This is a genomic window from Leucothrix mucor DSM 2157, from assembly GCF_000419525.1.
Taxonomy (GTDB): domain Bacteria; phylum Pseudomonadota; class Gammaproteobacteria; order Thiotrichales; family Thiotrichaceae; genus Leucothrix; species Leucothrix mucor.
Genome location: NZ_ATTE01000001.1, coordinates 5,038,796 through 5,052,008, shown reverse-complemented (window position 1 = coordinate 5,052,008; position 13,213 = coordinate 5,038,796). Strand labels below are relative to the sequence as shown.

At 49.3% G+C, this 13,213-nt stretch carries 10 protein-coding genes; 1 reads left to right on the top strand and 9 read right to left on the bottom strand.

All coding sequences use genetic code 11. The annotated features are described in order from the left end of the window. Window positions 1-8: 8 nt before the first annotated feature. From LEUMU_RS0123240 to LEUMU_RS0123225, 4 genes are all read right to left on the bottom strand, one after another. A complete protein-coding gene (locus LEUMU_RS0123240) occupies window positions 9-2,213 on the bottom strand; it encodes an acetate--CoA ligase family protein (RefSeq protein WP_022954700.1) in 2,205 nt (734 codons plus the stop codon). 89 nt (window positions 2,214-2,302) lie between these two features. After that, window positions 2,303-3,463, bottom strand: coding sequence for an acyl-CoA dehydrogenase family protein (locus tag LEUMU_RS0123235; protein ID WP_022954699.1), 1,161 nt, complete (start codon window positions 3,461-3,463; stop codon window positions 2,303-2,305). Continuing rightward, on the bottom strand, window positions 3,460-4,947 hold the full coding sequence (locus LEUMU_RS0123230) for a carnitine 3-dehydrogenase (protein ID WP_022954698.1): 1,488 nt from the start codon (window positions 4,945-4,947) through the stop codon (window positions 3,460-3,462). Before LEUMU_RS0123230 ends, LEUMU_RS0123235 begins: the two co-directional genes overlap by 4 nt. Before the next feature lie 9 nt (window positions 4,948-4,956). After that, a complete protein-coding gene (locus LEUMU_RS0123225) occupies window positions 4,957-5,862 on the bottom strand; it encodes a beta-keto acid cleavage family enzyme (protein ID WP_022954697.1) in 906 nt (301 codons plus the stop codon). Between the two features lie 97 nt (window positions 5,863-5,959). Here LEUMU_RS0123225 and LEUMU_RS0123220 point away from each other — a divergent pair, with 97 nt between their 5' ends. Beyond that, window positions 5,960-6,922 carry a GlxA family transcriptional regulator gene (locus tag LEUMU_RS0123220; RefSeq protein WP_022954696.1) on the top strand — a complete coding sequence of 321 codons (963 nt, stop codon included), beginning with the start codon at window positions 5,960-5,962 and terminating at the stop codon, window positions 6,920-6,922. Window positions 6,923-7,556: 634 nt separating this feature from the next. Here LEUMU_RS0123220 and LEUMU_RS0123215 read toward each other — a convergent pair. The 5 genes from LEUMU_RS0123215 to LEUMU_RS27495 form a co-directional block, all read right to left on the bottom strand. Then, window positions 7,557-8,507, bottom strand: coding sequence for an ABC transporter permease (locus LEUMU_RS0123215; protein WP_022954695.1), 951 nt, complete (start codon window positions 8,505-8,507; stop codon window positions 7,557-7,559). Beyond that, a complete protein-coding gene (locus tag LEUMU_RS27505; RefSeq protein ID WP_022954694.1) occupies window positions 8,507-10,024 on the bottom strand; it encodes a sugar ABC transporter ATP-binding protein in 1,518 nt (505 codons plus the stop codon). Before LEUMU_RS27505 ends, LEUMU_RS0123215 begins: the two co-directional genes overlap by 1 nt. Continuing rightward, the gene (locus LEUMU_RS0123205) at window positions 10,021-11,022 is read right to left on the bottom strand and encodes an ABC transporter permease (protein WP_022954693.1); all 1,002 of its coding nucleotides are present in this window, start codon (window positions 11,020-11,022) and stop codon (window positions 10,021-10,023) included. The genes LEUMU_RS27505 and LEUMU_RS0123205 overlap by 4 nt, the downstream gene beginning before the upstream one ends. 64 nt (window positions 11,023-11,086) lie before the next feature. Next, window positions 11,087-12,109 (bottom strand): sugar ABC transporter substrate-binding protein, encoded by a 1,023-nt coding sequence (locus LEUMU_RS28410; RefSeq protein ID WP_022954692.1) that lies wholly within the window; start codon window positions 12,107-12,109, stop codon window positions 11,087-11,089. Between the two features lie 20 nt (window positions 12,110-12,129). After that, complete coding sequence (locus tag LEUMU_RS27495; RefSeq protein WP_051156168.1) at window positions 12,130-13,071, bottom strand: SMP-30/gluconolactonase/LRE family protein; 942 nt, start codon at window positions 13,069-13,071, stop codon at window positions 12,130-12,132. Between the last annotated feature and the right edge of the window lie 142 nt (window positions 13,072-13,213).

The window sequence follows — 13,213 nt, the reverse complement described above, 5'->3', positions numbered from 1 at the left end:
TCCTGAATTTATGAATCCGAATTGATAACGATCAGCGCATCGGCGGCATACGCGCCAGCCCCTGCTTCACAGACCATTAAGGGATTAATATCTAACTCTTGCAACTGATCCGCATGGCTCAGCGCGTATTGTTGAATATTGATAATGGCATCCACCGCCGCGGCCATATCGGCTACCGGTTTGCCACGATAGCCGCGTAATAAAGCGGCGGCTTTTAGGCTACCCAGCGCCTCATCAATGACCTCGCGACTGCTGGGTAATAATAGAGTGACGTTATCCTGCAGTAACTCAACGAGGATGCCACCCGCACCAATCGTCATCACTAAGCCAAATAACGGATCTCGGCTTAAGCCAACAATTAACTCCGCTACGGGGCGCTGTACCATGGCTTCCAGATACAGATCCTCACTTAAATGCTGTAAGTCTGCAAATGCTTCGCTGAGCTGCTGCGAGTTTTGCAGGTTTAGGCGTACTGCGTTGGCTTCGGTTTTATGGGCTATGCCGAGGGCTTTTAGGGCGATTGGATAGCCGATGGCCTCGGCGGCGGCAGTGGCTTCGTTTAATGAGTGAACCGTTTGACCTTGCGGGACCGCGATGCCATTGGCTTTAAAGACGGCTTTGGCGGTTGCTTCATCAAGTGTTACTGATACAGGCTTTGATAATTTGGGTAGAGGTTTGTTTGTGTGGGCAATGCATAGCTCAGCTGATGTCTCATTAAGAGACTCGCCTGGACTCCTCCTGCACAACTCTCCCGATGGATCATTATGATTACAAGCAGCCAGTTGATCGGCTTTCTTTACTGAACTCATCACCGGCATGGCTTCAGGCCTCTTCCAAGCTTGGCCAATATTCGCAGCAACCTCAGCGGCAATTAACGTCTCTTCAATCCCACCAATCACCGCAATACCCTGCTCCATAAATCGCTGGATAATCGCCTCGGGAATATTTTCCGGCAAACTAACCGTCAGCACCGCACAGACTTTCTTCGCCACCGTCTCAGCCACCGCTGCTTCAAAAGCCAAAAACGCAGGCTCCCAACCTTCAGCTGTACAGCGATCGGCACGGGGCAAATCCATGATCAGCAAGGTAAGATCGGTATCAACCGCCAACATTCCCGCATAAACCCGAGTCATTTTGGCAACATCACCCCAAACATAAGTATGGTAATCCAGAGGGTTATTCACCGTCACCATTGGCCCTAGCGCCTCATTCAGTACGGATTTCTCAGCGGCACTCAGCACAGGAAAGTGAATTTTCTTACCCTGCGCCGCATCGGCCACCAAGCTCGCCTCACCGCCAGAGCAGCTCATTGATCCCAAGCGATAACCGAGCAATGCGCCATGCACATGCAGTAACTTCAAGGTTTCCAAAAACGCGGGTAAGGTCTCAACCCGACCAAAACCCAAACGCTCGATAAAAGCTTGCGAAGCCGCATGAGCGCCCGCTAAGGATGCGGTATGGCTGAGCGTCGCTTGCTGCGCCTGTTCACTTTTACCAACCTTTAAAATTACCACCGGCTTGTTTAATTGGCGGGCTTTTCGGGCTACCGCTTCCATACCCGCCAGCGAATCAAAGCCTTCGATGTGCATACCTAAACAAGTCACTCGCGGATTATCCAATACCGCTAATGCCATATCGGATAAACCCACCATTGCCTGATTGCCCGCCGTTAGCATAAAGGCAATGGGTAAACCGCGACGTTGCATACTCAGGTTAATAGCAATATTGGACGACTGCGTGATAATGGCAACGCCCTGCTCATCCGGCGCTAAACGTCGGCCACCATGCTGGTCTGGCCACAGTAACGCGCCATCCACATAGTTAATAAAACCATAGCAATTGGGGCCAAGTATCGGCATTTCACCGGCTACTTTCACTAACTCCGCTTGCAATGAAGCGCCTTCGCTATCCGCTTCCAGAAAACCAGAGGCATAACACACTGCGCCACCCGCGCCACGCTTGGCTAGCGCTGCAACAATCTCTAAAGTTAAATGCCGGTTTACACCAATAAAGGTGGCATCGGGTGCAGCCGGTAATTCATCAATACTGCGGAATGCTGGCACGCCTTCGATTGCGTCTTTAGTTGGATGTACCGGCCAGATTTCACCGTCAAAATTCATTAAGCGACATTGGCGAATTACCATTGCCGCAAATGCCCCACCAACGACCGCAATCGTACGCGGCCGCAATAAGCGACTTAAATCGGATTTCATACAACGCTCCTTCGAACGGAGTGAAAGATGGTCTGCCAGGGCTTAAAAAACAGAATAATCAATCCCTTAGCAGCCACGCACGAGCGGTGTTAGCAGCCTAGTGGGCGCAGCAACTCACGAGAGATAATGTGCCGCTGAATCTCCGAGGTGCCATCCCAAATCCGCTCAACCCGCGCATCGCGCCAGAAGCGTTCGATTGGCAGATCGCTCATCAAGCCCATTCCGCCGAATATCTGCAGTGCTTCATCGGTGACTTTGGCCAGCATCTCCGAGGCGTACACTTTGGCGCTGGCAATTTCCCGATTAGCCGGTAGCTCCTGATCCAGTCGCCAAGCCGCCGAAAGCGTGAGCCAATCAGCTGCATCAATCTCAGTAATCATGTCAGCCAACTTGAATGACACGCCCTGAAAACGCCCGATCTGCTGACCAAATTGCTTGCGCTCAGCGGCATAGGGCAAGGTTTCTTCAAACACGCGACGTGCCCGACCTACGCAGTTGGAGGCGACGGTTAAGCGCGTGCCATACAGCCATTGATTGGCCAAATCGAAACCGTGATGCACTTCGCCCAAGACTTGGGCATCGGATAAGCGACAGTCTTCAAACTTAAGAATGCAGTTTTGATAGCCACGATGACTGACCGAGTTATAACCCGGCAGGATTTCAAAACCCAGCGTACCGCGATCAACCAGAAAACAAGTGATCAGCTTTTTAGGCCCACGCGGAGTTTCCTCCTCACCTGTCGCAATAAATACGATGATGAAGTCGGCAATATTGGCATGACTAATAAAGTGTTTGGTGCCATTCACTAGCCAATCACCACCATCGCGTTTGGCCATGCACTTCATACCGCGTACATCGGAGCCCGCATCAGGCTCAGTCATTGCCAGCGCATCAAACTTTTCGCCTTTAACCGCTGGCAACAAATAACGCTCACGCTGTTCCTCATTACAGCCCAGCAAAATGCCAGAAGGCCGACCAAAGAACACTCCCAGCGCCATAGAGCCACGACCTAACTCGCGCTCCAGCAAAGTGAAATCCAGATGATTTAAGCCGCCACCACCCACCGACTCCGGCAAGTTTGCTGCAAAGAATCCGGCATCCAAACACTTATCACGGATTTCCATGCCTATTTCTTTAGGCACTATTCCCGTACGCTCCACTTCGTTTTCATGCGGATAAATTTCTTTTTCAACAAAGTCGCGAACAGTATCGACGATCATGTCTTGTTCGGAAGTGAGTCCAAAGTTCATAGTGCCTCCGGTTGTTTAATGCTGTTTCCAGCACCTTCTGGTTTGTCTAACTTGGAATGCAAGGCAACGATTGCGACCAAATTATCGGCGATTGCACTTTCAGGTTCTGAAGAGCTGCGAGTACCTAAATTCACATGCAGCAATAAGTGCTCGCCAGTTGCCAGCAAACGTCCGTCTTGATGGAATAAGCGATTAAACAGGTGGAGTTTTTTGCCTTTGCCCATAATCACTTGGGTGGTGGCATACACCGGCTGCAACGCGGCCACTTCATCCAAATGGCGAATATGGGTTTCCACGGTAAAGTAGGAATTACCGGCGGCCACGTAATCGGCATCCACCCCAATCATTCGCAAAAAGCCATCGGTTGCTTGTGAAAAACACTCCAGATAGCGGCTCTCATTCATGTGGTTGTTATAGTCAGTCCAATCTGGCGGCACCAACAAATCCAGCGTGCGAACCGGCTGGCTGTAATCGACGATCGCTTCGGCTTCATCGGCGCTCGTCAGGTCGTAACGCATTTTTTCGTAACTGCCGAGAATTTTACCCGCGCCCCAGTCATTGACTTTTAGCGCTTGTAAAATGGCAATCAGATTATCATCGCGATGACGCTCCAGCTCACGGATGCTGTAGTGACCAGATTGCTCATCGGACTGACCAGCAATCAGGTCTACCAATTCATCATTAAACTCAGGCACGTCCATCAACTTAGTCCACGGCCAAGTCAGGCAGGGCCCAAATTGCTCCATGAAGTGACGCATGCCCGCTTCCCCGCCGGCAATTCGGTAAGTTTCAAATAAGCCCATCTGTGCCCAACGCAAACCAAAGCCATAGCGAATCGCATCATCGATATCTTCAGTCGTCGCGACACCATCCTTCACCAGCCACAAGGCTTCCCGCCATACCGCTTCTAAGAAACGATCGGCGATAAAAGCTTCAATTTCTTTTTTGACCACCAAAGGATGCATCCCAAGGCTGGTATAAAACGTTTTAGCCTCTGCGATTATCGCTTTAGACGTGTCTTTTCCACCCACCAACTCCACTAACGGAAGCAAGTAAACGGGGTTAAATGGGTGCACGACCAGCAAGCGCTCCGGGTGCTTCATCTTCTCTTGTAAATCAGTCGGCATGATGCCGGAGGTGGATGAGGTAATGAGCGCATCATTTGCGGCAAACTCTTCAATCTGTGCATACACGCTTTGTTTAATGTCCAGTCGTTCAGGCACGGATTCGACAATCAATTGCGCCGAGGCCACGGCTTGCTCAAGGCTGTCACAATACTGAATGGCACCCTCTTTGGCTCGGGGTGCCATAGTCAATTTGCGATAGGCGTGGCGGCTGTTCTCCAGCACTGCCTCTACTTTTTGACGAGCATCCGGCGCAGGATCATAGACATTTACATCAATGCCATTTTCGATTAACCGCGCCACCCAGCCCGCCCCAATCACACCGCCACCGACAATGGCTGCTTGTTTAATTCTAATCATGTCAGCCTCCTACCAGCGTTTTACTAATTGCATTTTTTCACGCACTTCAGCGGGTGTCATAATCTTAGAGCCCATGGCTTCTGCAATCGTGACGGCACGAGAGACCAAGTCCGCATTGCTGGCCAATACGCCTTTATCCAGCCAGATATTATCTTCCAGACCGACACGGATATTACCGCCGGCATTGAGCGCCATTGCCACATACGGCAGTTGATTACGCCCAATTGAGAAGGCAGAGAACGTCCAGTCATCTGGCACCGCATTTACCATCGCCATAAAGGTGGAGAAATCATCCGGCGCGCCCCAAGGAATACCCATACATAGCTGAATCATGGTCGGTGACTCGATTAAGCCTTGATCCTGCAACCATTTCGCCAGCAATACATGACCAGTATCAAAGGCTTCAATTTCAGGGCGTACACCCATGGCTTTGATCTGCCCTGCCATGTCTTTCAACATCGCCGGGCTATTAGTCATAATGTAATCGCCTTCACCAAAGTTCATGGTGCCGCAATCCAGCGTACAAATTTCTGGCAGGATTTGTTTTACATGAACCAAGCGCTCCGTTGCGCCAATCATGTCGGTGCCTTCAATCGACGGTGGCAGTGGGTTTTCAGTGCTACCCAGCGTTAAATCGCCGCCCATGCCAGCGGTTAGATTAATCACCATATCCACACCCGATTCGCGAATGTAATCCACCACTTCGGTATACAAGGCCGGATCACGCGCTGGCGCACCGGTTTCAGGGTCACGTACATGAATATGCACGACCGCCGCACCAGCCTGAGCCGCTTCAATACAGCTATCGGCAATTTGGCGAGGCGTAACCGGCACTTTATTTGAGCGCTCAGTGGTCGCCCCCGCTCCGGTGACTGCGCAGGTGATAAATACATTTCTATTGGGTTGTAAGCTCATGGCGACATCTCGTGGTTAAGTGTGAACTGGATAAATCATGGCATGGAGGAATGCGCTATGATTTACACTTTACGCAACATATTTACCAAAATACGAAATGAATATTTTTGCTCCCAGCAATGAGACCTTGCGAGTCACTTTTTTAGTGATCCCCGAGTCTTCCATGATGTCGCTAGCTTGCGTGCTGGATGTGATGCGCGCGGCCAATCGCTTATCGCGTCGCAAGTTATTTAGTTGGGAGTTACTCACCCTAAACGGAGAAGCGGCAACCCTCAGTTGTGGTTTACCCATTCATTCCGATGGCGTCTTAAATGCCAATAGCTCGGGCGATGTACTCATTGTGATTGGCGGTTTTAATCAAGATAAGCACGTCGATAATGCCACTCTAATCAAGCTTCGCGGCTATATGCGCCAGTTCAAAGTGATTGGCGGGATTGAAGCTGGCAGTTGGATCATGGCTCGCGCCGGAAAGCTCACGGATAAAAAAGCCACCACGCACTGGGAGGATCTGGAAGATTTTGCACTGCGCTTTCCGCAGGTGAATGTGCGCCCCGACCGCTTTGTGATCGATAGCAATGTGTTTACCACTGGCGGCGCATCACCCAGCTTTGATTTTATGTTGCACTTAATTCGTTCGCGCTATGGCCATCACTTAGGCTTGGAAGTAGCCAGTGCCTTTATTTACGACGGTATTCACACCGGAAATGATGCACAACCAATTGTCTCGCTGGGCGCATTGGAGCGCACCGAACCACGCATTGCCAAAGCCATTCGCCTGATGGAACAACACATTGATGAGCCACTTAGCGTGAGTGAGATCGCTGAGCAATTAAGGCTCTCAGTACGCATGTTGGAGTATTTGTTTAAGCAGAATTTGCAGACATCACCTGGCAAATATTATTTGCGGCTACGCTTACAGTCAGCCAGGCGCTTAGTATTGGATACAAGGTTGCCAATGCAGGCGATTGCGGTACGCAGCGGGTTCAGTTCATTGGCTGCTTTTTCACGGCAGTTTAAACTGTATTTTCAAGTGAGCCCAAGTCTCTGCAGGAAGCAATAAAGAAAGGGAACCGTGAGGCGAGGACTGCCCACTGGTTCCCTGATTTTTACAGCAATAACAACAACTTTTATTATTATAGATTTTTTTATTCTTCTGTTTAGTAGTTGTTGGTAGCCCCTAGAAGCTGAGCACCATTCTACGGTTTCGGCATGAACGATTAATTAACCAAAAAACTAATTTCAGACTAATTTGTCTCAAAAACCTCAATCTGGAAAGGCTTGATTCAGTTAGCTAAAAAGATCATTTTTTGAGGGTGAATTCATAGGTTGGCACAGTTTATTTAGCGGGTGGCTAAACCTGAAATCTGAGTTTTATAGTGCAACCATGGGAGGAGTTCACAGCTAAAAACCAACTGCATTGATGCTTTGACAGAGTGTGAAAATTGGTTGGACTGGAGCATGAGGTGTATCAGAGAGGGATGCTTTGGGAGGTAAGAACACGGGAATTCGTGAGAAGGAGAGGACTCACGAATTCCCTGTTTCTTACTGAATAACACAACGAACCTTTTTTTATTATTGTTAGGCTTTTTTATTATTATTATTTTGTTTCGTTGTAGCCCCTTAAAGCTGTGTCCCATTCTACGGGTGGCGGATGAACGGTATATTAACTAACTGTAATTAACTGAAACTAAGCATTATGTTTTTGCGCGCTGAGCCCATTCTGAGAGCGCCAGAGCCGCGACAATGATGACACCCTTGACCATAAGCTGTTGATCTACAGGTACATTCATAATATTTAAACCATTATTAATCACCCCTAGCAATAACACTCCAAAGAAAGTTCGCAGCACAGAACCTTTACCGCCCATGAGGCTTGCACCACCTAAAACCACCGCCGCAATGACATCTAATTCAGTTCCAAACTCGCCATAGGTTGCCGAGGCGGTATGTACCTGACTGGAAAGCAGCATGCCTGCGATGGCAGCACCCACCCCGCAGAAGATGTAAACGAGGCATACTGTTTTGGCCACCGAGCGACCGGATAAATGCACCGCTCTGGCATTATCCCCAATGGCAGAGACCATTAATCCAAAGCTCGTTCGTTTCTGAACCCATAGCATCACCGCAGTCAGCACAAGGAATACCCACACTGACACCGATAAACCGAAAACACGACCATTCCCCAGGAAGGTATAAACAGGCTCATCCCGAATCTGGTGTAGATCTGGCCCACCCATTAATAGCGCAAAGCCACGCACAATAGACAACATTCCCAGTGTCATAATAATGGGAGGAAGTCGCAACACGGCAATCGCAAAGCCGTTAATTGCACCAACCGCCGCGCCGGCAAGCAGACCAAATGCAAGTGCGAATCCGACTGGTAGCTCAGTACCAAAATACACTGCATAAGCCGCAAGCCCAGCTAACGCCATCACCGGACCAATCGACAAATCAATCCCGCCCGTCATGATCACAAAGGTCATGAAAATAGCCATAACCCCAGTCAGCGCGACTTGGCGTAAAATGCCATTTAAGTTATCTAAGGATAAAAAGGCAGGTTCTGCAATGGTGAATATCGCGCATAAAACCACCATCGCAATGGGAAGCGCCAGATCACCGATATTGTTTCGAATCATTGATTTCATCACGCAACCTCCTCGCCACCAATGGCCTGTATCAAGGTGTCGTTATCGACTTCGCCTCCATCAAACGTGCTGGTAATGCGCCCTTTGTTAAAGACTAAAATGCGGTCGGCCAGCGTCATCACCTCTTCTAAGTCGGAAGACACCACGATCACCGCCGTACCGGTATCTCGCAGCTTGCGAATGGTCGCGTAGATCTCCGCTTTTGCACCGACATCCACACCAACGGTTGGCTCATCCAAAATTAATACTTTGGGATTTTTCTCAATCCATTTGCCCAGCAGTACTTTTTGTTGGTTTCCACCACTCATGCGGCCGACGACTTTATGGGGATCAGGCGGTAAAATATTCAGCCCTTTGATTTGGCGATCGCACATATCAGCCATCGATTGTCGATTCAAAATGCTCTTCTGGCTCAGCGTCTCAAGCGAAGGAATCACAATATTCTCCAGTGTCGAATGCTGAAGGCACAGACCTTCGGCATGTCGATCCTCAGGTACCAGACAAATACCACTCGCAATGGCAGCGCTCGGTGATTTGAAACGAATCGCTTTGCCTTCAGATAAGATCTCTCCGGAGTTAGGCTTATCATCACCAAATAAGCATTTGACCACTTCAGAGCGTCGCGAGCCGATTAACCCGGCAAAACACAGAATCTCACCCGCATAGGCTTCAAATGAGATATCGTGAAACACATCATTTTTCGTCAAACCTTTGGTCGCAAGGCGTACTTCTCCATTGCCTCGTGGATGGCGCTCAGCTGTCATTGCTGCACGGCTTGCTTCACCCAATGCCTCGCCCACCATTAGATTAACTAACTTAGGTCGGTCGATATCCGCTTCCGGCCCTGTCCAAATCATCGTGCCATCCCGGAGAATGGTAATGTCATCACAGATCTCAAATACCTCATCCAGCACATGAGAAATATAAACAACGCCCTTACCCGCTGCTGATAGCTTACGAATCGTCGTGTGCAGCGTTTTTACCTCAGAAAGGCTCAGCCACGCAGTTGGCTCATCCATTAAAATCACATCGGCACTGGCCACTAGCGCTTTTAGAATTTCAACTTCCTTTTGTGAGACCGGCGTAAGTCTTCCCACTTCTTCATCAGGGTCTACGGTTATCTCAAATTGAGTCATAACCTCCTGCAGACGTTTGCGCTGCGCTTTGCCATTAACCAAGCCGAAGCGATTGCGTATTTGACGTCCCAGAAAAATGTTATCAATCACGCTCAAAGTTGAAACGAGGCTGGAATGTTGATAAATACAAGCAATGCCTAAAGACCGCATCAATGCTGGATCTGCCTTTTCTACCACTTTGCCTCGCACTTTTACCGTTCCGCTACTGGGTGCATGAGCGCCGGTGATTACCCGAATTAAGGTGGACTTTCCTGCCCCATTTGAGCCGACGAAACCCAGCACTTTTCCAGCGCGTACTTCGATATTGGCAGACTTAAGCGCGACAAATTCACCGAAGCGCTTGGACACTTCAATGGTTTCCAGAAGAAGCTCGTTACTCATGCCTGTTTCCTTGTCCGAAAAGAATCATAGCCAACAGCGGCCAGCAAAATACCACCGGTTAGCATTTGCTGCACAAATTGCGAAATACCCATGAGGGTTAGCCCAACCAGAATTATTCCGAGTAAAAAAGCACCCAGTACTGGCCCTAATACATTGCCTTTACCGCCTTGTAGGCGCGTTCCACCAATCACTGCAGCGGCAATGGCTGTCAATTCCATGCCAATCCCAAGGGACTCGGTTGAGGTGGTCAGCCGTGACACCAATAACACCGCCCCAATACCGGCTAATAAACCTGACATTGCATACGCAGAAATGGTGATAGCACGAACTGGGAGACCTGCAAGCCGTGCAGCCTCATAGTTCCCACCTGTTGCTTTAAGTGCAGTGCCGTAAGGTGAGAGCGTCAGAAGCACAAATAGAGCAATCATTACCCCGAGCAATACGAAAAACGAGACGGGTATCCAAGGTGTTTGAAAGAATTGATCTAAGCCTGTCCAACTGCCGATATCGTAGAATTCATTGAGCGCCTTGACAGCGGGATCGCGCAGCGGCGTTGTTGCTAGCTCAGGATAGAGTTGGCGACCTGAAATGGCATAAACCAAGCCGCGATAGCCCGCCAGCGTGGCCAGTGTGGCTACGAATGGCTGCAAATTGAAGCGGACAATTAAAATGCCATTCAATACCCCAGCCAAAGTGGCCGCCAAAATACCCAGCCCGATCGACACCCAACCTGACAGTTCAAAAATCAGCATGCAGTCATAAACCACCATTCCAGCCAGCGCGACAATCGAGCCGGTGCTTAGATCAATCCCACGAGCGGTGATCGGAAACATCTGCCCAAGTGCGATGATGGCGATAAAGGAATAACTGGCAAGAATGTTTTCAGCATTCATCGAGGTAGAGAAATTATTGGCAAATAGACAAAAGAATGACGTTAGCAGAACAAAGAAAAAGATTAGGCCTGCGTTGGGTATATGCTTAAATAGTTTGTTAGGCACTGACAGCGCTCTCCAAAAACGAAGGTGGCAAGGTTTCCCTTACCACCCTATTTAGATCAATAACTTACCAGCGCTGTGCAGATTGGATTTCGCCAACATTATCTGCGGTGGCAATCGTATATGGCATCAACAGCTTACCTTGCGACTGGAAATCTCTGGCAGAAATTCCACCAGAGGCTAATACTGCCGCGACCGAGGCTGCAAAACGGCCTTGCTGGTAAACATCGGTATATTGAGTGCCCGACAACTCACCTTTCTCAATCGACTCAAGCGCATCTTTCTCGCCGTCATTTCCGAAGATGGTCATCTTATCCAGAACGCCCTTTTGCTTGGCAACATCCACCGCACCCAGCGCCATAGAATCGTTTACACCGTAAACCCCTGTTAGGTTTGGATTAGAGGCAAGTACGGTACTCAATACATCCTGCGCTTTTTTGCGTGACCACTCAGCATTCACATCAGCCACGATTTTGATATCCGGATGATATTTAGCCATACCCTCAACAAAGCCATTGGTGCGTTGATCACGAATAATAATGCCCGGAGGCGCATTGAGAATTGCGACCTCACCTTTGCCGCCCATCTTTTCACCCATCACTCGTGCTATATCCATCGCACCAAAGTAGTGATTCATTTCAACATGTGCGGCATGCTCTTCAGTGGCGTCGATGTTTAGGGTAATCACCGAAATACCACGGCGCTTAGCGGAAGCAATTGAAGGAGCTAATGCGACTGAATCAATCGGCTGTAAGAAGATGACTTTAGCACCGTCGTTGATGAGTGTTTCCATCAAGCTCACCTGTACTTCTACCTTGTTTTGCCCATCCAACAGTTGGTAGTCAAATGATTGCTGCGCGGTGAGTACCTCTTCAATCCCTTTGCTCCAGGCATTCGGCACCGTGTGTGGCTGCCATTGAATAAAAGCCATCTTAGCTTTTCCATCTGAAGCCGCATTGGCTACACCAATATTTTCTGAGACAGGCAGCGAAGGCAATACAACACCCGCACCGACCGCTGCCGTTCCAAGCATCGCTGTTTTAAGAAAACTACGTCGGTTATTTGATTCGTCGTTGATACGTTTAGTCATGATAATCCTCCAATGGATTGCTATTTACTCTTATGGCTCTGTGCTAAGGGTGAATCCACACCTCTGACACCGACATAAATGGCGTAAAGCGATGATGTTGCTGTGATAAAGAGCCGGTTACCTTCGGGGCCTCCGAAAGTCAGATTGGCAACTACTTCAGGCACAGCAATGTGATTGATTTGATGGCCGTCAGGCGAGATTATTTCGACGCCACGAGCTGATGAACACCACAGGTTGTCGTACTCATCAACCCGCATTCCATCTGGTACGCCATGCTCCACTTCATAGAAAATTCGTTGATTAGCCAACGTGCCGCCTGACTCAACGTCAAAAGCAAAGACATGGTGATTAGCATCGGGAAAATGTGACCGACTGGAATCGGCAATATAAAGGGTTTGCTCATCGGCTGAAAAAGCCAAGCCATTAGGCATGATTAAGCTATCGCAAACAACCTTGCACTCACCGGACACAGGATCAATACGATAAACAAAGCAACCCTCTTGCTCTGACGCACGCGCACGGCCTTCATGGTCGCTCATAATGCCGTAGGATGGATCAGTAAACCACACCGCGCCATCGCTGGAAACGACCACATCATTGGGGGAGTTGAGCCGTTTTCCATTATAGGTTGAGGCTAAAACAGTGCGTGAGCCATCTCCTTCAATTCGAACCACCGAATTGCTAAGGTGTTCACAGCTAACGCGCCGACCCGACTGATCGCGGGTATTGCCATTGGTATAGTTGGAGTCGAGACTGACAACTCTGGTACCTAAATCAGGCACCCACTGCAAAAGCTGGTGATTAGGGATATCTGAAAACATTAAGGTGTCGGAGCTTGGAAAATACACTGGCCCTTCACACCAAGTCATTCCGGTGTGCAGCTTTTCCAACTTAGCGTCCGGCAATAACAAATCCTGACTAGTGCAAGCCTTTTTACCCTCTGTCGCGTCTACAGTTTCCAACACTATGCCTCCCTCTCCTCGATTGAAACGCTAGAGTAGCAAAGGGGTTCTGCGATTAGCAGGGGGCAAGGCGCTCATCTTTTGCGGGAACCCGCAAGCCTTGCGCGGGTTCACGAATTCACAGAAAAATATTACTGTGCTA